The organism is Cellulomonas soli (assembly GCF_013409305.1).
Taxonomy (GTDB): domain Bacteria; phylum Actinomycetota; class Actinomycetes; order Actinomycetales; family Cellulomonadaceae; genus Cellulomonas; species Cellulomonas soli.
Genome location: NZ_JACBZJ010000001.1, coordinates 320,052 through 342,811 on the forward strand (window position 1 = coordinate 320,052; position 22,760 = coordinate 342,811).

Genomic DNA, 22,760 nt, shown 5'->3' on the forward strand with positions numbered 1-22,760 from the left:
CTCTCAGCTCCGGCCCAGCACGCGTCGTACCCGTCCGGATGCGCGCCGGCTCACCTCGCGGACACCGCCGGCGGCAAGGTAGCCCTTGGCCAGCGCCACGTCGGCACGCAAGGAGGTGCTCGGCGACGGCTGCGTCCAGCGCTTGCCCGAGGGCCCGCCTGCGGCCGGGACCGCGAGGTCGACGGCGCGGCGCGGGGTACGGCAGAACTCCACGAGCGGCGCGAGCACGCGCGACCACGCGTACCGCTCGGCGAAGGAGCCCACCGCCTTCCTGGCGGCGGCCGCAGCCTCGGCGTCGTAGAGCATCTCCTCGAGCGCCTGCTCCAGGCTTGCGAGGTCCTGCGCGGGGACCGTCCTTCCGAGCCCGTGGTCACGGATCAGAGGTGCGAACGTGTCGCCGTCCGTCGCGACGATCGGCAACGACGCCCACAGGTAGTCGAGGATCCGGGTCCGGAAGCTGAAGGCCGTCTCCACGTGCTCGAAGTGCGTCGAGACGCCGACGTCCGCGTCGAGGAGGTAGTCCGCGCGCTCCTCGTAGGGCACCCAGCCCTCGTTGAAGAACACGTGGCGGTCCGTCAGCCCGAGCTCGTCGGCCAGCTGCCGCGTCTCCCACGCGACCCGCATCTGCGGGACGCCCGGGTTCGGGTGCTTGAGTCCCAGGAAGAACAACCGGACGTCCGGTCGACGGTCCTTGAGCGCGTCGATCGCCCGGATCAGCGTCAGCGGGTCGAACCAGTTGTAGACGCCGCCACCCCAGAGCACGACCTTGTCGTCCGGCCCGATGCCCGGTACGACACCCTTGATCCCGTGCCGACGCTGCACGGGCGGGGAGTCCTCGACGCCGAAGGGCACCACCGAGATCAGGTTGTCCAGCGAGGCGTCCTCGTCGTACACCGCTGGGCTGATGCGCCCCTGCCCCGCGAGCTGGCCGAGCCAGAAGTCGCGCTGCTTGTCGGAGGCGCACAGCAGGAAGTCCGCGCGGCGCAGCTGCTCGTTGAGCGCGTGGGTGGTGATCTCCACGGCGTGACGACGGCCGTCGGGACCCAGCTCGCGGGCCTGCTCGAGCTGCTCGAGGTGCATCGGGTCGTAGATGTCCGCCACGACGATGACGTCGGAGTCCTTCAGCCACGGTGCGGTCTCGAGGAGGAACCCCTGGAACACCACGACATCGGCCCACGCCGTCGGCTCCCGCAGCCCGGTCCCGGCCGCGTACTCGACGCTGAACCCGTCGCCCGCACGCCGGGCGCCTGCGGTCGACACCAGCCTGACCTCGTGGTCCGGGGCGAGCGCCTTGGCCATCTCCCACGCGCGGATCGCCGGGCCGGCCATCCGGTCCAGCAGCGGCTCACCGGTCACGATCAGGATCCGGTGACGGGCGGTGAAGTGCTCCGCGATCCCGAACGCCTCGACCAGGACCTCGTGCGCAGCCAGGTAGCTCGGCATGCCGTACGCCGGCTCCATCGCCTCGCGGAACAGCGGCAGCAGGTCGCGGTCGCTGCGCCGCCGCCGGGCCTGCAGCTCACGGCGCGACGTGAGCAGCGACGGCATCTGCTCGACCAGGTAGTCGATCGCGAGCGGGCCCGTCAGAGCCATCTTCGGCACCTCGAGCGTGCCGATGTCGTCCCCACCGGGCGAACGCTGCAGGTCGAGCGCGGTCGCATCGAGGCCGGACCGCGCCACCGAGCGGCGCACCGACAGCGCCATGGCGGCAGGGAGGGCGCGGGCGAGCGACTCGTCGTCGTAGTTCTTGAACATCGTGAGCAACGCGTTCCGCTCGAGCAGGTAGCTCTCGCGGTAGTTCCCGAACTTGCGCATCGTCACGTGGTGCTTGTGGTAGGCCACGGACTCGGGTACGTACCGCACGCGATGGCCGAGCAGGTTGAGCCGCCACCCGAGGTCGACGTCCTCGTAGAACATGAAGAAGCGCTCGTCGAACCCGCCGAGCTCGCGGTACAGCCCGGTGCGGACGAACATCGCGGCACCCGTGCCGAACAGCACATCCTTGGCGACCTCGTAGGCCCCGGTGTCCGGCTTCTCGACCTCGCGCTTGTACCCCATGCCGAACCACGTGAGCGAGCCGTCGACGTAGTCGACCAGCGCACCGTCCCAGTCCAGGACCTTGGACGCCACGGCTCCGACCGTCGGGTCCCGGTCGAGCTCGGCCACCGCGGCCTCGATCCAGCGCGGCCCCGGGCGGGCGTCGTTGTTGAGGAATGCCACGTACTCCCCCGTGGCGTGCTGCACCCCGAGGTTGCAGCCGCCGGCGAAGCCGAGGTTCGCCCCCGACTCGATCACGAGCGCCCCGGGTACGGCTGCGCGGATCTGCTCGGTGCTGCCGTCGCCGGAGTCGTTCTCGACGACCACCAGCTGGAGCCGGTCCGCCGGCCACTCGACGTCGTCGAACGCCCGCAGGGCCGTGATCGTGTCGTCGGCACCCTTGTAGTTGACCAGGACGACCGTGACCACGCCCGGGCGGGGTTCGGCGTTCTCTCGTGACCTCACGGTCGGCTCCTCAACAGCTCAAGATCGTGGTCGACCATCCGGGCGACGATCCCGTGGAAGTCCACCGTCGGCGTCCAACCGAGCACCCGCCGCGCCTTGCCCGGGTCGCCCACCTGCTCGGCCGCGTCGGCAGGCCGCACGAGCTTCTCGTCGACCCTGACGTGGGCCTCCCAGTCGTCGATGCCCGCGTGCCGCATCGCCACCTCGACGAACTCGGCGACCGTGTGGACCTCACCGGTCGCCACGACGTAGTCGTCAGCCGTCTCGTGGCGCACGGCGCGCACCATCGCGTCGACGTAGTCCGCAGCCCATCCCCAGTCCCGGCGGACGTCCGTCCGTCCGAGCGTCAACGACCCGCGACCCTCGTGCGCGATCCGCGCCACCGTCGAGGTGATCTTCCGGGTGACGAAGGCCGTCGGCCGCGACGGGGACTCGTGGTTGTACAGCACGCAGGCCGACACCGGCAGCCCTCGTTCGCGGTAGATCGACGCCATGTGGTGCGCGTAGGCCTTCGCGGCACCGTACGGCGAGCCGGGCCGCAAGGGGGTCTGCTCGTCCTGCGGCGAGACCACGGCCTGCCCGAAGATCTCCGCGCTCGACGCCTGCAGGACCCGCACGGGATTCCCCGTGCGCTCCTGGAGCCGCCACGCGGCCTCGAACACGGCCACGGCTCCGACGCCGCTCACGAGACCGGTGGACACCGGGTCCACCCAGGACTGCGCCACGGAGCTGACGCCGGCGAGGTTGTACACCTCCGCCGGCGCCACCTCGGCGATCAGCGCCTCGACGGTCGCGGTGTCGAGAAGGTCGCCGACGTGCAGGGCGACGCCGGCGGGCAACCGGGAGGCCGCCTCGACCGCATCGTCAGCCGTGCGGACCAACCCGTGCACCGAGGCGCCCTCGGCCGCGAGCCTCTCGGCCAGCAGGGAGCCGTCCTGCCCAGCGACGCCGGTGATGAAGACCCGGGTCACCCGGTCACCGACCGGCCAGAGCGCGCTGCTCCTCCACGTCGTGCTCGACCATCATCGTGACGAGCGCCGGGAAGTCGACCTTGCGCTCCCAGCCGAGGACGTCGCGAGCCTTGGCAGGGTCACCGATGAGCAGGTCGACCTCGGCGGGACGCATGAACCGCGGGTCCTGCTTCACGTAGCGCTCCCAGCCCTCGATGCCGACATGCGTGAACGCGATGTCCAGCAGCTCACGGATCGAGTGCGTCTCCCCCGTCGCGACGACGTAGTCGTCGGCCTCGGGCTGCTGGAGCATCCGCCACATGGCCTCGACGTAGTCCCCGGCGAAGCCCCAGTCGCGCTTCGCGTCGAGGTTGCCGAGGGTCAGGTCCTCCTGCAGGCCCAGCGAGATGCGCGCGACGGCCTGGGAGACCTTGCGCGTCACGAACTCCGGACCACGCCGCGGCGACTCGTGGTTGAACAGGATCCCGGACGAGGCGTGCATCCCGTAGGACTCGCGGTAGTTGATCGTCATGTAGTGGCCGAAGACCTTCGCGACGCCGTAGGGCGAGCGGGGCCACAGCAGCGTCGTCTCGCGCTGCGGGACCTCCTGGACCTTGCCGAACATCTCGGAGGAGGACGCCTGGTAGAACCGCACCTTGCTCGCGTCGCCGTGCGAGTAGAGCCGCACGGCCTCGAGGAGGTTCAGCACGCCCTTGCCGGTCACCTCCGACGTGAGCAGCGCGTTCTCCCAGGAGTACGCGACGAAGGAGATCGCACCGAGGTTGTACACCTCGTCGGGCTGGGCGAACTCCAGCGCTCGGATGAGGCTCGACATGTCGGTGAGGTCACCCGTGACGAGCTGCACACCCGGTACCGTCGCGCGCACGAGGTCGTGCTTCGGGTTGTTCTGGCCACGGATGAGGCCGAACACCTCGTACCCCTTCGAGAGGAGCAGCTCGGAGAGGTACAGACCGTCCTGGCCCGTGATACCGGTGATGAGTGCGCGAGGCATGGTTCCTCAAGGTGTCGGCGGCGGGTAACCAGAGCATGCTAGCGGCCCGGCTCGCACCCTCGGGCATCGACGGGGACGCCCAGGCCGTGGTTCGAAGTCAGACCTGAGGATCGGACACCGAGGGTAGAGTGAGCCCCCGCTCCGCTCGAGCCTCGCGTGTCGCCGGCAACGTGGGCCGACGGTGCTGCCCTCCTCGCCACCCGATCGGAGCACGATGACCGTCAGCGCCCAGGACCGGATCGAGGCAGTCGCGCGCGAGCCGTTCACGACCACGGGTCGCGAGAGCGGCTGGACGGGTGCGTGGCGCTCGGTCGTCGACATCTGGGGGCATCGCGAGCTGCTCGACCTCCTGGTCCGGCGCGAGCTGAAGTCCCGCTACAAGGACAGCGCTCTCGGGTTCCTCTGGTCGATGATCCGACCGCTCACCATGCTGTTCGTCTACTACGTCGCCATCGGCAAGGTGCTCAACGGTGAGCGCTCCATCCCGGGCTTCGCCATCTTCGTGTTCACCGGCCTGACAGCCTGGGGCCTGTTCTCGGAGATCGTCGCCGGCGGCACGGGTTCCATCGTGGGGAACTCCGGGCTCGTGAAGAAGATCTACCTGCCGCGAGAGGTCTTCCCGCTCAGCGTCGTCGGGTCTGCCCTGTTCAACTTCGCGATCCAGCTCTCGATCCTGATCATCGCCACGCTCGCGCTCAGGCAGCCGCCCACGCAGTACGTCTTCACCTACTTCCCGGTCGCGACGCTCCTGCTGCTCGTGCTCGGGTTGGCGCTCGCGCTGATGCTGGGCGCAGCCAACGTCTTCCTCCGCGACATGCAGTACCTCGTCGAGGTGGTCCTGATGGTCGCGATGTGGGCCTCGCCCATCGTCTACTCCTGGCAGCTCGTCGACGGCAAGCTCCCGGACGGGTTGCTGAAGGACCTGTACCTGTCCAACCCTGTCACGCTCGCGATCCTCGCCTACCAACGCTCGTTCTGGGCCGAGGGCGCCGACAGCACCTACCCCGAGGACCTCATGACCCGACTCCTGATCGCGCTCGGCATCTCTGCCGTCCTGCTCGTCATCGGCCAGCGGGTCTTCGCCCGCGCCGAGGGCAACTTCGCGCAGGAGCTGTGATGACGACCCCGGACGTCAGCGTCATCCGCGTACGCGGAGCCTCCAAGCAGTTCCGTATCCGCAAGGACAAGTCGCTCAAGGACCGCGTCGTCGGCATCATGCGCGAGAAGCGCACGAGCGAAGAGTTCTGGGCCTTGCGCGACATCGACCTCGACATCGAGGCCGGCACGACGGTCGGGCTCGTCGGCCACAACGGCTCCGGCAAGAGCACGCTGCTGAAGCTGATCGGCGGCATCCTGCAGCCGACGACCGGCATCGTGCAGCACCGGGGCCGCATCGCGGCACTGCTCGAGCTCGGTGCGGGCTTCCACCCTGACCTGACGGGCCGCGAGAACGTCTACCTCAACGCGTCGATCCTCGGCCTGAGCAAGCAGCAGACCGACTCGTACTTCGACGCGATCGTGGACTTCTCCGGCATCGAGCGCTTCATCGACGCCCAGGTGAAGTTCTACTCGTCAGGCATGTACGTCCGCCTCGCCTTCGCCGTCGCCGTGCACGTCGACCCGGAGATCCTGCTCGTCGACGAGGTCCTGGCGGTCGGCGACGAACCGTTCCAGCGCAAGTGCATGGACCGCATCCACCAGTTCCAGGCCGAGGGGCGCACGATCGTCCTGGTCTCGCACTCTGCGGAGCAGGTCGGCGAGCTGTGCCATCGGGCCGTGGTGCTCGACGGTGGCCGCATCGTGTTCGACGGCGCGGCCGAGCGCGGTATCCAGGTGCTGCGCGAGGGCTACGAGACCGCACGCGTCCTCGCCGAGGCGGCCGCGGCCAATGCCAGCGCCGCGATCGCGCGGCCGGCGGACCACGCCACCGTCGATCGGGTCGAGGTCCTGGACGGCGCAGGGGCGCCCGTGGACTCCGTGGCCTCGGGCGACCCGCTCGAGGTCGTGATCACCTACCGTTCCAGCGCACCGCTCACCGCCTGGCGCGGGGCCATGACGATCGACACCCCGCTCGCCCAGGTGGTGTACGGCACGAACACCGAGCTCTCCGGGGTCGAGGTGCCGACGCTGCACGGCGAGTGCCAGCTGCGCCTCCGGTTCCCGCGCGTGGACCTCATGTCGGGCACCTACCACGTCACGGCTGCGCTCCAGGCGCTCGACGGCACGTCGATCGACTGGAAGGGCCAGGCCGCGTCCTTCACGGTGACGTCTCCCACCACCGGTGTGGGGATCGCCGACCTGCGACCCAGCATCGAGGCCGTCCCGGCGACGAGCTCCCACCTGTGACCGACGAGGGGTACCACCGCATGACCGACTCCACGACCTCGCCCGTGACGCCGCGCGCAGCGCAGCACGGCACGACGAGCTCGTCCGAGGCAGCCGTCGTCCTCCGCATCGCCACCCGGCTCGACACGGCGACGTTCACGGCATCGGCGATCGACGACCCGCTCCTGCTCGGCCCCCTCGAGTCCGCCCTCACCCGCGTGCCGCGGGGCGGCGCCGTGCTCGTCGGCTCGGAGGCGGACGTCGTCGCGGCCCTCGACCCGGCGGGGGTGCACCCCGTCGTGCTCCTCGTGCCGGCCGACGACCTGCCGTCGGCAGTCACCCCGACGTGGCACACCGCCGTCCTCGAGGCCGGATACGTGGGATGCCTGGTCACGGCCGGCTGGCGCCTCTACGTCCGCGCCGAGTCGGCCGACACGCTCGGGCCCGCGTTGAGCTACCCGCCCACCGACGCCGAGCGCGACGCCACGCAGGAGCTCGGGCGGGAGGCCTTCCTGGCCGAGATCGTGGCGTGGCGGACCGCCGCCCTGACCCGGTGGTCGGTGCGCGCGTACGAGGAGAGCGGCAAGACCAACAAGGACCTGCTCGACGAGCTGACGCGGACGACGGACATCCTCGAGACGGTCTACCGGACCTTCTCCTGGCGGGTGACGGCCCCTCTGCGGGCCGTGCAGTCGGCGCGTATGCGCTCGGCCCGCCGATGACGGTCACCCTCGGCACGGTGCCGGACCCGAGCGTCGCGCTCGACCGGCGACTGGCTGCCGTCGCACCCTTCCTGCTCGGCGAGACCGGCCACGACCACGAAGGCGCCCCTGGGCACCTTGCGGCCGACCTCCTCCCCCGGCTCCTCGACGCCTGCCGACGCACCGGGCGTCGTCAGGACCTCTGGCTCCTGCTCACCGCACTCGCGGGCGCGATGCCGCACGAGCGCGACATGCGTGCGGTCTCCCGCGAGCTCGAGCTGGAGACAGGGCGTTCCGCGCAGCTGCGCGTGCTCGACGTCGCGTTCGAGATGGCGGCCGACACCGACGGCGCCTACGAGCTCGACGTGGTCCGGGGCGCCGTCGTCGTCGACGTCGACTTCTGCGCACGTCGCGACTTCCACACCGGGATCCAGCGCGTCGTCAGGGAGACGGTCCCGCGCTGGGACGAGGTGCACGAGATCCTGCCCGTGGCCTGGACCGACTCCTACACCGCGCTGCGCCGGCTCCACCCGTCCGAGGTGCCCAACGTCATGGCGTACGAGCCCGGTGCGGCCGCACGGCAGACGGACCACGGTGCCACCCGGCTCGTCGTGCCCCTCGACTCGAGCATCATCCTTCCCGAGATCCCCGAGCCCGAGGCCAGCGACGCCTACGCCGCACTGGCGCAGTGGACCGGCAACCGGATCGCCGCGATCGGCTACGACATGATCCCCCTCGTCAGCGCCGACCTCCGGCCCGGGTTCGAGGCCACACGCTTCGTGCGCTACCTCAACGTCGTCAAGCACGCCGGGGTCATCGCCGGGATCAGCCGCTCGGCGACGACGGAGTTCGTGGGATTCGCGCAGACCCTCGCCGCGCAGGGTCTGACAGGCCCCGCGGTCACCGAGGTCCTGCTGCCGGCCTCGTCGCCCGACAAGCAGAGCGCCCAGCTGGTCGAGAGCCCCGCCGCGCGCCCGACCGTCGTCTGCGTGGGCACCCACGACCCGCACAAGAACCATGCCGTGCTCGTGCACGCGGCGGAACGCCTGTGGCGCGAGGGCGTGCAGTTCGAGCTGGTGTTCATCGGAGGCGTCGGCTTCCTCGGGCCGGGCGACCTGTGCTTCACGTCGCTGCAGCAGGCGGGCCGACCCGTCCGCCACCTGGGTCGCGTGAGCGACGAGGTGATGTCCAGCACCATGCGCGACGCGGCGTTCTCGGTGTTCCTCTCGCTGCACGAGGGGTACGGCCTCCCGGTCGCCGAGGCGCTTGGCTGCGGCACGCCGGTCGTCACCTCGAACTTCGGTTCGCTGCAGGAGATCGCCGAGGGAGGCGGCTGCGTCGTGGTCGACCCGCGCGACGACGACGCCGTCACCGACGCGCTTCGCGACCTGCTGGTCCACCCGGAGCGCCGTCAGCAGCTGCGCGAGGAGATCCGAACGCGCGTCGAGCGGACGTGGGACGCCTACGCAGAGGAGCTGTGGTCGACGGTCATGCCCAGCGAGGAGCAGAAGTGAGCACACCGGTCCTCCACCGTCGGGTACGCGTGCCGGGGACACGCCCGGAGACCCGGGCGATCTGGGCCCGTCGGCTCCGAGCCGTCGCCGAGGTGCTCGGACGGTCGCCGCAGCTGTCCCCCGGTGCGCAACCGTCCGTACGTCAGCTTGAGGCGGAGCTCGCGCACGTCGTCGACCTGCGGGACCGCGGTGAGGTCTGGCTCGCGCTCGCGGCGGTCTCCGGGGTGCTCCCGGTCGACCGGACCGTGACGGAGCTCTGCCGCGCGGCGGAGTTCGACGGCGCCCGTCCGCTGCTCACCGAGATCGTCAGCTCTTCCCGCCCGCGCACGCTCGACCGCGAGGTACGGATCGTCACGGACACCACCGTGGTCGACGTGCACCACACGGCGCACACCGTCCTGGCGACCGGGATCCAGCGGGTGGCTCGCGAGACGGCGCGCCGCTGGTCGAAGGAGCACCCCTGCACGCTCGTCGCCTGGATCGACGACTTCGACGCCATGCGCGAGCTGACGGCGCTCGAGCGCGCGCGGATCGCCGGCGACCCGCTGCCGGACTCCAACGAGGGCTCCTCCTCGGGGTCCGTGATCGTCGTCCCGTGGCGAGTGACCTACGTGCTCCCCGAGCTGGTCGCCGACCGACGCCGAAACCAGAGGCTGCTCGCCTTCGCACGCCACACGCCCAGCAGGACGGGTGTCATCGGCTTCGACTGCATCCCGATGACCTCGGGCGACACCAGCGACGAGGGCGTGCCGGACTTCTTCGCCGACCACCTGGCGACGGTGCGCCACTTCGACCGGATCACCACCATCTCGGAGGCTGCCGGTCGCGAGTACGGAGGGTGGCGGACGATGCTGGGCGCCATCGGCATGGTGGGGCCGGACATCGAACCCATCCTGCTGCCCGCCGAGGCTCCGCCCGCCGCCGAGGCTTCGTTGGACCGCGCCCGTCGGAGGTTCCTCGTCGGGGGTCTGCCCATGGTGCTGTGCGTGGGGACGCACGAGCCGCGCAAGAACCACGGGGCTGTCCTGCACGCGGCCGAGGTGCTGTGGCGCGAGGGCATCGAGTTCAGCCTGACCTTCGTCGGGGGCCACTCGTGGCGCGGTCACGACTTCACGCGCCGGCTGGCCGAGCTGCAGCTCGCCGGCCGCCCCGTCGAGTCGGCCTCCGGCATCGACGACGAGCTGCTGTGGGCTGCCTACCGCCTGGCCCGGTGCACGGTGTTCCCGTCCTTCAACGAGGGCTTCGGCCTCCCCGTCGCGGAGTCGTTGGCCGCGGGGACGCCCGCGATCACCTCGGGCTACGGGAGCATGCGGGAGATCGCCGAGGCCGGAGGCGCCCTCCTGGTGGACCCCCGCGACGACGCATCGGTCACCGATGCCCTCCGGCGCCTGCTCAGCGACGACGAGACCCACTCCCGGCTGGCCGCCGCTGCGCTCGCGCGGCCGCCTCGCACCTGGGACGACTACGCCGCCGACGCCTGGGCGTTCCTGGCCGGATGACGCCTGTGGTCCCCGGCTCCGGGGACCACAGGGTCTGTCACGGGAACCGGGCCTGGGCTCGGTCCCAGTACTCGCTCGACTGGCCGATCAGGGCCGGCAGGATCAGGTCGCCGCGCCCGTTCATCAGCACCGGCACGAAGGTCCCGACGCCCGAAGGGTCGGGTCCGCGGCCCAGCATGGTCTGGTAGTACCCGTTGAGGCGCACCAGCGCCGCCTCCTCGGAGCGTGTGATGCCACGCACCGCCGCCTGGCGGCCGTTCTTGTGCGCGTAGTCGAGCCACCACCGGCACTCGGACTCCGTGGCTGCGCGCCCCAGGACCGCCTGGTACATCGCGGCGACCCAGCGCATCTCGTCGCCGCCGCCCAGGTTGAGCACCGCCTCGTCCGACCCGTAGATGCCCGCCTGGAGATCCGGGACGTTCCACCCGCTCTGGAAGAGACGCACCCAGAACGCCGAGCCTTCGGCCTCGGGCTCTCTGTTGAGGGCGGCCCGGTACTGCTCGGCCACGATGGTCTGCAACCGTTCGGTCGAGCCGACAAGAGCGGCGGCCGTCGTCGACGCGTTGGACGTCCGGGCGATCTCCTGGGTCCAGGTCGCCAGGCCCGTCGGGTCGGGATCGCGCCCGAGGATGTCCCGGTAGAGCGCCTTGACGACCGCGGTGGCGGCGGTGACGGTGACGCCGGAGACCGTGAACCAGTCGCTCTGCAGCGCCAGCGCCGTGCGCACCTGGCTGCCGGTGAAGGTGCGCAGGCCGGAGGACGTGGAGACCAGCAGGCTGGTGACCCTCCCGCCGTCCTGGCCCACGCCGTTGCGCGAGACCACGGCGATCGACAGGATGTCGGGCACCCCGAGCAGCTGCGCCACCCTGCTCTGCGTCAGAGTGGTCGTCCACGTGTGGTGGCCGTTGGCCGACGTCGCGTCGCCGAGGTCCTCCACGGCGGGGAACGTGCCCCCCGCGGTCCAGCCGCCGGTCGAGGAGCTGAACTCGGTCCGGGCGACCGCGCCGCGCGCGTCCCGCATCACTTGGCCGGCGGTGGCGGCGATGGCCTGGTCGGTCGTGGTCGCGGAGACGTCCGTGCGCGCGCCGCTGCCGGCGTAGATCGCGGCACCTTCGTACACCTGGCACGCGGTCGTGTCACAGGTGAGCGCACCCGACGACCTCGAGCCGCCCGCCAGGGCGTAGCTGCGGGCCGCGACGGCCTGCGCCTTGAGCGCCTCCATGCCGCGGCCGCCGCCGGCGGTCCCCCAGGAGGCCGACGACTCGCGCGGCACGACGCCCCGCAGGTAGTCCTCGGTCGGCAGCCGGTTGATCGTGTACTGCGTCCCGCCGACATCGACGAACTGCAGCACGCCGCGGTAGGCCTGCGTCCCGGAGGACTCGCACACGCGGACGAGGTTGTCGACGTTCCCCGGGTCGGCGGCACTGGCGATGGCCGACCCCGAGCCGAAGGTGCCCCAGGCTGTCCACGGCCCGCCGCAGCCGGGTCCGGTCCAGGCGGTGAACATGCCCGAGGAGGTGCGCCGCACGAGAACGGCGGCACTGTTCGTGCGCACCGTGCCGACGGTCAGTGCAGGCGCCGTGACGATCGTGTCCTTGCCCGAGAGACCGAGCAGCTCGACGGACATCTCGGGGTTCCCGGCGTTCGCCTGCAGGCTGGTGCCGCCGTAATAGTGGGCCAGGATCTGCGCGTAGCCCCAGCCGTAGTCGACCGCGTAGCCGTACGCACCCCACTGCCCCATGCCCCTGCCGTGACCCCAGCCGTGGCCCGTGAACGTGAGGGTCGGGTCGGCCGCGGTCGCGGCGGTCGCACCGGGACCGGCCACGAACCCGAGCGTCGCGAGCAGCGACACCAGGACACCGACGACCACGGACCGTCGGCCGCGCCGACCTCGTTCACCCATGCGGCCCATGGTGCACCAGGCCAAGCGCAAATGCAGGGACCCACCGCCCCACTAGTCTGTGCTGGCCGCGGACCTGCGAGCACAAGAACGACAGACCTGACGAAACGGACGCACATCGTGACTGGCCCTGCGGTGGAGCCCGCGCCGCCGCGTCGGAACTTCCTCTCACGTGTGCTCGTCGAGCTCGCGTACGGGCTCGGCGCCGGTGCGGTGTCCGTCGGGCTCGCCGCGGCGGTCGTGCGCCTGTGGAAGGCGACGTTCTCCGTGCCGATCAGCTACTCAGGCGACGCGATGCTCGTGCTGAGCGTCGCGCGGAACATGCAGGTCTCCGGCTCTTACCTGCACGCCGACCAGCTCGGGGCGCCGTTCGGCCAGGATCTCGCGGCGTTCCCGGGTTCGGTCGGCGACCTCTGGCACCTGGGCGCCCTCCGGCTCCTGACCTTGGTCCTGTCACCCGCCGAGTCGTACAACGTCTTCCTGGTCGCGAGCTTCGTCGGCGTCGCGCTGACCTCCTACGTCGCCTTCCGGTGGCTGGGGACCCGTCAGCTCCTCGCCGCGACGCTCGCGGTCGTCTACTCGGTGGCCAGCTACCACTTCGCCCGCGCCGGGGGGCACCTGTTCCTGTCGGCGTACTTCTCCGTGCCGCTCGGCGTGGCGATGGCCGTCCACCTGCTCCGTGGGCGTGTCGACCTGCTGCGTCCGCCGCGTCGCTTCGGGCGTGACGAGTGGCTCTCGGTCGGCGCGATCGTGCTGCTGGTGGGCGGCGGTGTCTACTACGCAGCCTTCTGCGCGCTCCTCCTCCTCACGGCGGGGACGCTGCGTGCGCTCGCCGAGCGCCGGTGGAGGCCTCTGCTCAACGGCATCGGCGCCGTCGGGGCACTGGTGCTCGGCATCGCCGCCACGGCACTGCCCTACCTCGTCTACGACCCGCCGGTGGGGTCGAGCACACCGGTGCAGGGCCGCACGTACGGTGCGGCGGAGACGTTCGGACTGAAGATCGTCGACCTCGTGCTCCCACTGCCCGCGCACCGCATCGACCTGCTGCGGCACTTCCGCGCGGTCACCGATACCCAAGGGATCCGCGGTGAGGGCACCGAGACGCTCGGCATGCTGGCGACGCTCGGCCTGCTGGCCGTGGTCATCGCGCTCCTCGTCCCTCGGGTCCGACCCGCCGGTGAGGCGCTCGAGCGGCTGCGTGCGCACGGCACGCTGGCCGTGGTGATGATCCTGTGCTCGACGATCGCGGGCTTCGGCGGGCTCCTCGCCGTGCTGGGGTTCGGCATGCTGCGCGCCTGGAACCGCGCCTCCATCGTCATCGCCTTCTCGGCGCTGTGCGGGGTCGCGGTGATCCTGGAGCTGCTCTGGGCACGGCTTCGTCCACGGCTGCCTGCACGCCCTCGGTTCCTGGTCCCCGCGACCGCCGTGCTGCTCAGCGGCGGGCTCGTGCTGGCGGCCACGTTCGACCAGACCGGCGACCAGTTCCTGCCGGACTACCCGCGGACCGCCCAGCAGTGGGACCGCGACGGGCGGTACTTCGCCGGCCTGGAGGCGCGCTACGGCACGGGGGCCTCAGTGTTCCAGCTCCCCGTCACGAGCTTTCCGGAGAACGGTGCCGTCGGGGCCATGCCTGACTACGACCACCTGCGCGGCTACCTGCACAGCGACCTGGCGTGGAGCTACGGCGGCGTCAAGGGCGGGCCCGCGCAGTGGCAGCAGGTCGCGTTCGCGGATGGCGTCGAGGCTGCGCTGCCCCGGCTCGTCGCGGCGGGGTTCGACGCGCTCTACGTCAACCGCGCCGCGTACCCGGATCGCGGGGCCGAGATCGAGTCCGCGATCGTGGCCGTGACGGGCCCCCAGGCGCCCGCCGTGGACGAGGCCGGCGAGCTGGCCACCTACGACCTGCGCGCATACGGCGAGAGACTGCGCTCCGAGGGCGCGGTCCCCGATCGCGACGAGGTCCTGCACCCGGTGCACGTCGAGACGGGCGAGGGCTTCTACGCCCCGGAGGAGCTGGACGGCGAGCGCTTCCAGTGGGCGGGTTCGCTCGCGGAGGCGCAGATCATCGTGCCTCTCTCGCAGCCGACCCGTGTGCGCCTGACCGGTGAGGTCCGACTGCCGACGGCGGACGGCATGCTGCGCGTGACGGTCGACGGCGTCGACTCCTACTTCGTGGCGGTCGACCACGTCGTCGAGCTCGACATGCCGCTGACTCTGGACCCGGGGGCGACCAACCTCGGCTTCGCGACGAACTCCGACGCCGAGGTCGTCGAGGGTGACGGTCGCGACCTGCGCCAACAGTTCGTGGGCCTGACCGTGACCCGCAACGGCTGAACGAGCGGTCAGCTCCCCACACCGGCGAGCTCGTGCGGTCCCGCACCATTCCCCGTCGGGGCCGTGCGGGTCCGTCCCGCCCACCGGCGCCCGAGGTGGTGCGTCGGCTTCTCGACGGCCAGATGGATCGCTGTGGCGCAGCCGATCGCAGCGGCCCCTGCGATCAGGACCGCGAGGGGGCCCCACACGCCCCGGCCGGCCAACCAGGAGATCAGGGCGTAGCCGAGCACCGGATGCACCACGTACAGCGGGTAGCTGATCGCTGCGAGGAAGCCGAGGCCGCGGCCCGGGTTGCTCCAGCGATCTCCGACCGCGGCGACCGCGGAGAAGACGCCGACCGCGCCGACGAACGTCAGCCGGTACTTCCAGGACGTCGGCACGACCGGCGTGGTGGACGCCAGGACGACGAACTCGGCCACCAGGGCGAGCACCAGCACGACGGCGGGCCCCCGTCGCAGTCGCCCAGCGCGATGCACGAACAGCGTGACCCCGACGAGCATGACCGGGATGAAGGGGCAGGCCAGGAGCACGACGAAGCGGATGCCCTCCGCCCACGCGGCGCTCGGGAGGTGCGGCAGCAGCGTCTGGACGAGGGCGCATCCCGCGGCGACCGCCGCGATCGCCCACCATCGCGTGGTCAGGCGGCGGAACGCGACCACGCACACGCCGTAGAAGACCAGCTCCACGATCAGCGTCCACACGATGCCGTCGCCGGGAGCCGACGCACGCACGAGGTAGGCCAGGCCGGGGACGGAGCCGAGGAGCACCGACCCCGCGTGCAGCTCGTCGCCGGGGTCGGACATCGCCGCGATCGTCAGGCACGTGATCAGGTACCCCGCCGCGTACGTGGGCAGCAGGCGCATCGCCCGACCCACCACGAAGCCCGCCCGCGAGTAACGGTCCAGGGAGATCGAGATCACGAAGCCGCTCAGCAGGAAGAACAGGGCGACGCCGAGTGCGGCGAGGTCCACAGGCAGGGCGCTGATCGCGCGCGCCCAGACCGGGGCGCCGTCGTCGCCCGGGTACAGCGGCGTCCTGCGGGCCAGCGACGCGGAGACGTCCTGGCTCATCCAGAACGCCACGGAGAAGTGATAGCCGAGGACGATCAGCGCAGCGATGCCACGCAGGGCGTTGGCCCACTGGAGACGCTTCACCGCGCGAGAGTAGCGGGCAACGGGCAGAACGCTCCCCCGCACGCGTCAGCCGGGCTACCTCACCCCGGTATGCTGGCGGGTCGTTGCTCGGACGAGTCAGGGAGTCACATGAGCCAGGCGTTGGATGCTCGACGCGCGCAGATCCTCGCGTCGGTCAGGGAGTACGCGGAGGAGTCTCTCGCGGCTCGCGAGTTCGTGGCCGGCGAGTCCACGGTGCCGGTCTCGGGCAAGGTCCTGGACGCAGCCGACATGGTCGCGCTGGTCGACTCCTCGCTCGACGGCTGGCTGACGGCGGGCCGGTTCACGACCGAGTTCCAGGACACCCTCGCCGACTACGTGGGCACGCGAGCGGCCTCGTTCGTCAACTCTGGCTCGTCGGCCAACCTCTGCGCGCTCTCCGCGCTGACGAGCCCGAAGCTCGGCAAGCGGCGCCTCGTGCCCGGTGACGAGGTCGTCACCGTCGCGGCGGGCTTCCCGACCACGCTCAACCCGATCATCCAGAACGGACTGACCCCCGTCTTCGTCGACGTCGAGCTCGGCACCTACGACGCCATCGGCGACCAGCTCCGCGAGGCCATCGGGCCCAAGACGCGAGCGATCATGATGGCCCACACGCTGGGCAACCCGTTCGACCTGGACCTCGTGCAGGAGCTGTGCAAGGAGCACAAGCTCTGGCTCGTGGAGGACTCGTGCGACGCCCTCGGCTCGACCTACCGGGGCCAGCGGACGGGCAGCTTCGGCGACACGGCGACGGTCTCGTTCTACCCGGCCCACCACATCACGACCGGTGAGGGTGGCGCCGTCTTCTCGAAGCACCCCCTGGTGACGCGTCAGGTCGAGTCGTTCCGCGACTGGGGTCGCGACTGCTACTGCGAGACCGGCAAGGACGACACCTGCGGCAAGCGCTTCGAGTGGAGCCTGGGCGACCTGCCCGTGGGGTACGACCACAAGTACACGTACAGCCACATCGGGTACAACCTCAAGGGCACGGACATGCAGGCCGCTCTCGGCCTGAGCCAGCTCACGAAGCTGGACCACTTCGTCGCCCGGCGCAAGGAGAACTTCAACTACCTCTACGAGCGCCTGCGCGACGTCGAGGGCCTCATCCTGCCCGTGGCCACACCCCACTCCGACCCCGCGTGGTTCGGCTTCCCGATCACCCTGGCGGACGACCTCAACGTCAACCGCGAGGACCTCATGCGGCACCTGGAGTCGCGCAAGGTCGGCACGCGCCTGATCTTCGCCGGCAACCTGCTGCGCCAGCCCGCCTACCGTGGCCTCGACTGCCGCATCGTGGGTGACCTGCGGAACTCCGACACGGTCATGAACCGCTCGTTCTGGCTCGGCGTGTACCCGGGCTTGACGAACGACATGCTCGACTACGCCGCCGACAGCCTCATCGAGTTCGTCCGCGGCGGACGCTGATGCACTACCTCGTCACCGGTCACACCGGGTTCAAGGGCGCCTGGTTGACGTCGCTGCTCCTCGCGCAGGGGCACCGCGTCTCCGGTCTGGCTCTCGACCCGACGGCGGGGTCCCTCTACGTGCAGGCGGGGCTCGGCGCCTCGCTCGATCACGACCTACGGGTGGACATCCGCGATGCCGAGGCAACTGCCCGGGCGGTGACGGAGGTCGGCCCGGACGTGGTGCTCCACCTCGCGGCGCAGCCGCTGGTGCGCGAGTCCTACCGGGACCCGCGCACCACCCACGAGACGAACGTGCTCGGCACGTTCAACGTCCTCGAGGCCGTGCGCTCGACCCCGTCGGTGCAGGCGCAGGTCATCGTGACGACCGACAAGGTCTACCGGAACGTGCGGCAGATCTGGGGGTACCGCGAGGACGACGCCCTGGGCGGCGTGGATCCGTACTCCGCCTCCAAGGCGGCCGCCGACCTCCTGACGCAGTCCTGGATCGCCAGCTCGGGGAGCACCGTTCCCACGGCCATCGCCCGCGCCGGCAACGTCGTCGGCGGCGGGGACGTGTGCGCCGAGCGGCTCATGGTCGACCTCGTCGCAGCGTTCTCCGCGGGGCGCAGCGTGCGACTGCGCTACCCCGACGCGGTCCGACCGTGGCAGCACGTGCTGGACTGCCTGAACGGCTACCTCGTGCTCGCGGACGAGCTGCTCGCCGGCCGCCAGGCCGGTGAGGCGTTCAACTTCGGACCGGGATCCGAGTCGTTCGTGCGGGTCGGCGACCTCGCCACGCGTGTGGCCGACCTGTGGGGCGCAGGGGCGTCGATCGAGCTCGACGAGGACCCGCAGCCTCACGAGGCCGACCTGCTCGCGCTCGACGCGCGCAAGGCGGAGCTGCTGCTGAGATGGCGTGACCTGCTCTCCTTCGAGGAGACCCTGGCGTGGACCGTCAGCTGGGAGAAGGCCGTCCGCTCGGGAGCTGACGCCGCCGAGGTGACCGCGGACCAGATCCGCGAGTTCCTCGCGCGGCGCCCGACGGCGGCAGCAGGGTCCGCAGCATGAACCCCGTCGCCGCGCGCACCTCGTGCGACCTCGTCGTGGTCGGCGCGGGGCCGACGGGCCTGTTCGCCACGTACTACGCGGGCTTCCGCGGCCTGTCCGTGCTGCTGCTGGACGCCCAGCACGAGCCGGGCGGCCAGGTCACGGCGTTGTACCCGACGAAGGCCATCCACGACGTGGCAGGCTTCCCCGCAGTGCCCGGCGCCGATCTCGTCCGCGGTCTCGTGGCGCAGGCCGAGGCCCACGAACCGAGGATGGTCTTCGGCGCCCAGGTCGTCGACCTGGTGCGCGACGAACGCTCCGGCACCCTGACCCTGTCGCTCGCTGACGGCAGCCAGGTGGACGCGCGCGCTGCCGTCCTGTCGACGGGCGTCGGCGGCCTCCGTCCTCGGACGCTGCCCGTCGGCCACGGGTGGCACGGTCGCGGCGTCGCCTACACGGTCGGGGATCCGACCGACCACACCGACGAGGACGTGGTCGTGATCGGCGGTGGCGACAGCGCGCTCGACTGGGCGCTGCAGCTGCAGCCCGTCGCACGCAGCGTCACCGTGGTGCACCGCAGGCGCGCGTTCCGCGCGCACGCCGCATCCGTGGCCCGCGCCGAGAAGTGCGGGGTCCGGCTGCTGACCGACTGCGAGCTGCTCGCCATCCACGGCGACGACTCCGTCCGTTCGGTCGTCCTGCGCGATCGCGACGGCTCGGAGCAGGAGTTGCCGGCCACCACCGTGGTCGGCGCGCTCGGGCTCGTCACGGCACCCTCACCGTTCGCCGCGTGGGGCCTGGAGCTCGTGGACCGCAAGCTCGTCGTCGACCAGTCGATGGCCACGAACATCCCCGGTGTCTTCGCGGCGGGCGACGCCACGAGCTACCCCGGCAAGGTGCCCCTCATGGCGGTCGGCTTCGGCGAGGCGGCTACGGCCGTGAACAACGCCGCCGTGCACATCGACCCGGAGCTCTCCCTGTTCCCAGGGCACTCCACGGACGAGGAGCAGGGGACGACCATGGCGTCCGACCCCACCCCGCTCGCAGTGGAGGCCTGACCATGGCATTCGTCATCGGACCGGCGTGCATCGACGCCCAGGACCGCTCGTGCATCGACGTGTGCCCCGTCGACTGCATCTACGAGGGCGGCCGCAAGACGTACATCAACCCCACCGAGTGCATCGACTGCGGCGCCTGCGAGCTCGCCTGCCCCGAGCTGGCGATCTTCCCCGCGCGCCGCGCGAAGGGCGACGAGACCCGCGAGGCGTTCCGTGACGGCGAGATCGAGTTCTTCGCGACCGTCCTCCCCGGCAGGAGCGAGCCGGTCGGCAACCCCGGTGGAGCCGATGCGTTCGGCCCCGTCGGCGTGGACATCCCGCTGGTCGACGGGTGGGACGGCGCATGACCGCAGGCACGGCGAGAACCTGGGCCGAGCGGTACGGCTCACTCGCCGTGCTGGGGCTGGGGATCGGGCTCCTCACGCTCTGGGTGGCCGCCAGCTACCTCGAGCGGGTACCCAGCACGCTCATGGTCTTTCCCCCGGCCGACAACTGGTGCCAGATCGGCACGGAGTCCTTCGGGGTCCACTGCTTCGGTGACTTCGCGATCGTCGACGAGCTGTTCGCGCAGGACGCCTGGAACTCGGGCTGGGGCTCGGTGGCGTCCTACCCCGCACTCGCCTGGCTGCCCTCGCTGCTGATCCGGCGGCTCGGCGAGTCCCTCGGCGGTGGTCAGCTGCCCACGGCGATGTTCCTCGTCGTGGCCGGGTCGTGCCTGCTCGTCCCCGCCGTCTGGGCCGCATGGGGCAACCTGCGTTCGCGACTGCCCGTGACCGTGGTCCTCGTGGGCGCGTCGACCTCTGCCTTCCTCGTCACCATGGACCGGGCGAACACCGTCGCGCTCACCGTGCCGGCACTCCTCCTCTTCGCCGTCGCCGTCTCGCGGCGGAAGTTCGGCTGGGTCGGCGTGGCTGTGACCGTGGCCGCGCTGCTGAAGCCTCAGCTCGCGCTGCTGGCGGTCGTCCTGCTCGCGCACCGGCAGTACCGCACGTTCGTGCTCACCGCCGTGTCGACCGCGGGCTTCACCGTGCTCGGCTTCCTCGCGTTCCCGCGCTACTTCCCCGAGAACCTCTTCGGCTGGGTCCGCGCGATCTCCGGCTACAGCGACATCCAGTCGATCGATGTCGGGTACCCGGTGAGTCTCGGGGCCTCGCGCGGCGTGCTCACGGTCGTCGACCTGACCGGTCTCGGTGCGCTGCTGGGTGACGACCGTGCTGCGCTCGTCGACGCCCTCGGGTCCGCCGCCGGTCTGCTGAACCTGGTCGTCATCGGGCTCCTGGCAGCCGTCATCCTCCTCACCGCTCGCAGGGTCAACCCGCTCTGGACGGTGTTCCTGGCATTCGGCGTCGTGCTGTACTCGTCGAGCACCGTGTACGTGTACTACCTGTCGATGCTCCTCGCGGTCGCCGCGCTGGTGCTCAGGGATGCACGCACCAGCACGCCGCCGACGGGACGGACGTGGGCGGGGACGCTCGACGACGGGCCGGCAACCACGGCATCGAGGATGACCCGTGTGGCCACCGGGTCGCTCGTCGTCGCCACGGTCCTCGTGCTGGCACCCGTCGTGGTCCCGACGGCAGTCCTGCCCGACGGCCTCGTCGACGCCTGGTCGGTCGGCGGCGTGCCGAGCCTCTACCAGCTGGTGTCAGGACCCGTCCTGCTCGCGGCGATGGCACTGGTGGCCCTCGGCGCGCTGCGCGCCTGGCGCTCGTCGCGCGCAGGCGACGAGCCGCAGGTCCAGGACGGACCCGCTGCGCGGGCCGACGGCGACGAGGTCGAGGCCGACCCGTCGACCGGGACGGTCACCCCGACGCAGCCGACCGCGGAGCCGGCGCGATGAGCGAGCCCCGCTCGTCCACGGAGGCCGTGCACGACGGCACGGACCCTCGCAGCCTCGGACGGCGCCTGCGCGACACCGTCGGGCGCTCCGTCATCGCGCGCTTCGCCTCGGTCGGTGTCGTCAACACGCTCGTCGACCTGGGCCTGTACGTCCTGTTCCGAGGCCTCGGGATGCCGCTCCTGCTCGCCAACACCCTGTCGACGTCCGCAGGCATGGCCGTCTCCTTCTTCGGCAACCGGAGCTTCGTGTTCGGCGCCACCGACAACCGACGGCGTGAGATCACGCTCTTCGTGATCGTCTGCGGGCTGGGCATCTGGGTCGTGCAGCCGGCGGTCATCGCGGGTGTCGGCCGGCTCGCCGAGCTGGCCGGACTGGGCGAGGGCTTCCTTGTCGACACGTCGGCCAAGATCGCTGCGATCCTCGTCGCAGCCGTCTGGAACTTCGTCCTGTACGGACGCGTCGTCTTCCGCGGCGGGCGTCCCCCACGAGAGGTCGCCAAGGCATGAGCACCCAACCAGGGTCACCCGCGGACGAGACGGCCGGACCGGCCGAGGTCAGCGTGGTGATCCCCGTCTACCGGGGCGCCACCACCCTGCCCGCGCTCGTCGCCGAGATGGCGGCGCTGACCGGGAGCACCGCTAGCCCGGACGGCAACAGCTTCCGGATCCGCGAGCTGGTGCTGGTGTGGGACCACGGGCCCGACGAGAGCGACCGGGTGATCGCCGAGCTGACGGAGACCTACGACTGGGTCCGTGCGGTGTGGCTGTCCCGGAACTTCGGGCAGCACCCCGCGACGATCGCGGGGCTCGCAGCGACGACCAGCGAGTGGGTCGTCACCATGGACGAGGACGGCCAGCACGACCCGCAGGACATCGGCCGACTCATCGACACCGCGCTGCGCGAGGGCGTCGAGCTCGTCTATGCCGACCCGACGAACCTGCCTCCGCACTCGGTGGTCCGCAACCTGGGGTCGCGACTGGCGAAGGGCGTCGTGCTGCGGGCTCTGGTCGGGACGACCCCGACCCCCTTCCACAGCTTCAGGCTGCTGCACGGCGAGCACGCGCGCGCCGTCGCCGCCTACTGCGGGCCGGGTGTCTTCCTCGACATCGCCCTGACGTGGGTCGTCGGGCGATCGGTGCAGTGCCCGGTGACCATGCGCTCCGAGGGCCGTGCCGCGACGTCGTACAACATGCGCCGCCTGGTCTCGCACTTCTGGCGGCTGGTGCTCTCCAGCGGCAACCGTCCGTTGAGGGTCATGTCGGCGGTCGGCGTGGCTACCGCGGTCCTCGGTCTCCTGCTCGCCGTCGTGCTGATCGCGCAGCGCCTGTTCGGCGGGATCGACGTTCAGGGGTGGACCTCGGTGATCGTCGCCGTCCTCGTGCTCGGCGGGCTCATCCTGACGTCCCTCGGCGTCATCGCCGAGTACGTCGGCCTCGCTGCCAGCATGTCGATGGGGCGCCCCCTCTTCGTCGCCGTCTCGGCTCCGGACAGCGCTCGCCGTCGGCAGCCCGCATAGAC

At 71.1% G+C, this 22,760-nt stretch carries 18 protein-coding genes; 13 read left to right on the forward strand and 5 right to left on the reverse strand.

What is annotated here, in order from left to right; translation table 11 throughout:
- Nucleotides 1–3: 3 nt before the first annotated feature.
- Genes BKA22_RS20055 through BKA22_RS01535 form a run of 3 tightly spaced genes read right to left on the reverse strand, consistent with a single transcriptional unit; the run spans nucleotide 4 to nucleotide 4,464 of the window.
- Entirely contained in the window at nucleotides 4–2,502 is a 2,499-nt protein-coding gene (locus tag BKA22_RS20055) for a glycosyltransferase (protein WP_146951131.1), read from the reverse strand.
- Nucleotides 2,499–3,473, reverse strand: a complete 975-nt coding sequence (locus BKA22_RS01530; protein ID WP_146951132.1) for a GDP-mannose 4,6-dehydratase — start codon at nucleotides 3,471–3,473, stop codon at nucleotides 2,499–2,501. The genes BKA22_RS20055 and BKA22_RS01530 overlap by 4 nt, the downstream gene beginning before the upstream one ends.
- A 4-nt stretch (nucleotides 3,474–3,477) precedes the next feature.
- A complete protein-coding gene (locus tag BKA22_RS01535) occupies nucleotides 3,478–4,464 on the reverse strand; it encodes a GDP-mannose 4,6-dehydratase (protein WP_146951133.1) in 987 nt (328 codons plus the stop codon).
- 214 nt (nucleotides 4,465–4,678) lie between these two features.
- On the opposite strand from BKA22_RS01535, the gene BKA22_RS01540 reads away from it, so the two are divergent.
- The 5 genes from BKA22_RS01540 to BKA22_RS20240 are packed head-to-tail and all read left to right on the forward strand — an operon-like array spanning nucleotide 4,679 to nucleotide 10,503.
- Nucleotides 4,679–5,581, forward strand: a complete 903-nt coding sequence (locus BKA22_RS01540) for an ABC transporter permease (protein ID WP_146951134.1) — start codon at nucleotides 4,679–4,681, stop codon at nucleotides 5,579–5,581.
- The gene (locus BKA22_RS01545; protein ID WP_146951135.1) at nucleotides 5,581–6,810 is read left to right on the forward strand and encodes an ABC transporter ATP-binding protein; all 1,230 of its coding nucleotides are present in this window, start codon (nucleotides 5,581–5,583) and stop codon (nucleotides 6,808–6,810) included. Before BKA22_RS01540 ends, BKA22_RS01545 begins: the two co-directional genes overlap by 1 nt.
- A 20-nt stretch (nucleotides 6,811–6,830) precedes the next feature.
- Nucleotides 6,831–7,511: a hypothetical protein gene (locus BKA22_RS01550; protein ID WP_146951136.1), complete on the forward strand. Its 681-nt coding sequence runs from the start codon at nucleotides 6,831–6,833 to the stop codon at nucleotides 7,509–7,511.
- Nucleotides 7,508–9,004 (forward strand): glycosyltransferase family 4 protein, encoded by a 1,497-nt coding sequence (locus BKA22_RS01555; RefSeq protein ID WP_146951137.1) that lies wholly within the window; start codon nucleotides 7,508–7,510, stop codon nucleotides 9,002–9,004. The genes BKA22_RS01550 and BKA22_RS01555 overlap by 4 nt, the downstream gene beginning before the upstream one ends.
- Nucleotides 9,001–10,503 carry a glycosyltransferase gene (locus BKA22_RS20240; RefSeq protein WP_146951138.1) on the forward strand — a complete coding sequence of 501 codons (1,503 nt, stop codon included), beginning with the start codon at nucleotides 9,001–9,003 and terminating at the stop codon, nucleotides 10,501–10,503. Before BKA22_RS01555 ends, BKA22_RS20240 begins: the two co-directional genes overlap by 4 nt.
- 37 nt (nucleotides 10,504–10,540) lie before the next feature.
- Here the strand turns inward: BKA22_RS20240 and BKA22_RS01565 are convergent, their stop codons facing one another.
- Complete coding sequence (locus BKA22_RS01565; RefSeq protein ID WP_179561591.1) at nucleotides 10,541–12,406, reverse strand: SpoIID/LytB domain-containing protein; 1,866 nt, start codon at nucleotides 12,404–12,406, stop codon at nucleotides 10,541–10,543.
- Nucleotides 12,407–12,523: 117 nt separating this feature from the next.
- Here BKA22_RS01565 and BKA22_RS01570 point away from each other — a divergent pair, with 117 nt between their 5' ends.
- Nucleotides 12,524–14,737: a hypothetical protein gene (locus BKA22_RS01570; RefSeq protein ID WP_146951140.1), complete on the forward strand. Its 2,214-nt coding sequence runs from the start codon at nucleotides 12,524–12,526 to the stop codon at nucleotides 14,735–14,737.
- An 8-nt stretch (nucleotides 14,738–14,745) separates the two neighbouring features.
- Here BKA22_RS01570 and BKA22_RS01575 read toward each other — a convergent pair whose 3' ends face one another.
- The gene (locus BKA22_RS01575) at nucleotides 14,746–15,891 is read right to left on the reverse strand and encodes an acyltransferase family protein (protein ID WP_179561592.1); all 1,146 of its coding nucleotides are present in this window, start codon (nucleotides 15,889–15,891) and stop codon (nucleotides 14,746–14,748) included.
- Nucleotides 15,892–15,999: 108 nt separating this feature from the next.
- On the opposite strand from BKA22_RS01575, the gene rfbH reads away from it, so the two are divergent.
- Genes rfbH through BKA22_RS01610 form a run of 7 tightly spaced genes read left to right on the forward strand, consistent with a single transcriptional unit; the run spans nucleotide 16,000 to nucleotide 22,758 of the window.
- On the forward strand, nucleotides 16,000–17,316 hold the full coding sequence (rfbH, locus tag BKA22_RS01580; protein WP_146951142.1) for a lipopolysaccharide biosynthesis protein RfbH: 1,317 nt from the start codon (nucleotides 16,000–16,002) through the stop codon (nucleotides 17,314–17,316).
- Entirely contained in the window at nucleotides 17,316–18,365 is a 1,050-nt protein-coding gene (rfbG, locus tag BKA22_RS01585) for a CDP-glucose 4,6-dehydratase (protein ID WP_146951143.1), read from the forward strand. Before rfbH ends, rfbG begins: the two co-directional genes overlap by 1 nt.
- Nucleotides 18,362–19,402 carry an NAD(P)/FAD-dependent oxidoreductase gene (locus BKA22_RS01590; protein WP_146951144.1) on the forward strand — a complete coding sequence of 347 codons (1,041 nt, stop codon included), beginning with the start codon at nucleotides 18,362–18,364 and terminating at the stop codon, nucleotides 19,400–19,402. The genes rfbG and BKA22_RS01590 overlap by 4 nt, the downstream gene beginning before the upstream one ends.
- A gap of 2 nt (nucleotides 19,403–19,404) precedes the next feature.
- Nucleotides 19,405–19,749 carry a ferredoxin family protein gene (locus BKA22_RS01595; protein WP_146951145.1) on the forward strand — a complete coding sequence of 115 codons (345 nt, stop codon included), beginning with the start codon at nucleotides 19,405–19,407 and terminating at the stop codon, nucleotides 19,747–19,749.
- A complete protein-coding gene (locus BKA22_RS01600) occupies nucleotides 19,746–21,242 on the forward strand; it encodes a glycosyltransferase 87 family protein (protein ID WP_146951146.1) in 1,497 nt (498 codons plus the stop codon). The genes BKA22_RS01595 and BKA22_RS01600 overlap by 4 nt, the downstream gene beginning before the upstream one ends.
- On the forward strand, nucleotides 21,239–21,748 hold the full coding sequence (locus BKA22_RS01605; protein WP_146951147.1) for a GtrA family protein: 510 nt from the start codon (nucleotides 21,239–21,241) through the stop codon (nucleotides 21,746–21,748). Before BKA22_RS01600 ends, BKA22_RS01605 begins: the two co-directional genes overlap by 4 nt.
- On the forward strand, nucleotides 21,745–22,758 hold the full coding sequence (locus tag BKA22_RS01610; RefSeq protein WP_146951148.1) for a glycosyltransferase: 1,014 nt from the start codon (nucleotides 21,745–21,747) through the stop codon (nucleotides 22,756–22,758). Before BKA22_RS01605 ends, BKA22_RS01610 begins: the two co-directional genes overlap by 4 nt.
- Nucleotides 22,759–22,760 lie beyond the last annotated feature (2 nt).

What these genes read in the sequence shown, in the direction of transcription:
- BKA22_RS01535 (WP_146951133.1), bottom strand. Translation starts at nt 4,464, where the DNA reads ATGCCTCGCGCACTCATCACCGGTATCACGGGCCAGGACGGTCTGTAC.
- BKA22_RS01540 (WP_146951134.1), top strand. Translation starts at nt 4,679, where the DNA reads ATGACCGTCAGCGCCCAGGACCGGATCGAGGCAGTCGCGCGCGAGCCG.
- BKA22_RS01545 (WP_146951135.1), top strand. Translation starts at nt 5,581, where the DNA reads ATGACGACCCCGGACGTCAGCGTCATCCGCGTACGCGGAGCCTCCAAG.
- BKA22_RS01550 (WP_146951136.1), top strand. Translation starts at nt 6,831, where the DNA reads ATGACCGACTCCACGACCTCGCCCGTGACGCCGCGCGCAGCGCAGCAC.
- BKA22_RS01555 (WP_146951137.1), top strand. Translation starts at nt 7,508, where the DNA reads ATGACGGTCACCCTCGGCACGGTGCCGGACCCGAGCGTCGCGCTCGAC.
- BKA22_RS01565 (WP_179561591.1), bottom strand. Translation starts at nt 12,406, where the DNA reads ATGGGTGAACGAGGTCGGCGCGGCCGACGGTCCGTGGTCGTCGGTGTC.
- rfbH (WP_146951142.1), top strand. Translation starts at nt 16,000, where the DNA reads ATGAGCCAGGCGTTGGATGCTCGACGCGCGCAGATCCTCGCGTCGGTC.
- rfbG (WP_146951143.1), top strand. Translation starts at nt 17,316, where the DNA reads ATGCACTACCTCGTCACCGGTCACACCGGGTTCAAGGGCGCCTGGTTG.
- BKA22_RS01590 (WP_146951144.1), top strand. Translation starts at nt 18,362, where the DNA reads ATGAACCCCGTCGCCGCGCGCACCTCGTGCGACCTCGTCGTGGTCGGC.
- BKA22_RS01595 (WP_146951145.1), top strand. Translation starts at nt 19,405, where the DNA reads ATGGCATTCGTCATCGGACCGGCGTGCATCGACGCCCAGGACCGCTCG.
- BKA22_RS01600 (WP_146951146.1), top strand. Translation starts at nt 19,746, where the DNA reads ATGACCGCAGGCACGGCGAGAACCTGGGCCGAGCGGTACGGCTCACTC.
- BKA22_RS01605 (WP_146951147.1), top strand. Translation starts at nt 21,239, where the DNA reads ATGAGCGAGCCCCGCTCGTCCACGGAGGCCGTGCACGACGGCACGGAC.
- BKA22_RS01610 (WP_146951148.1), top strand. Translation starts at nt 21,745, where the DNA reads ATGAGCACCCAACCAGGGTCACCCGCGGACGAGACGGCCGGACCGGCC.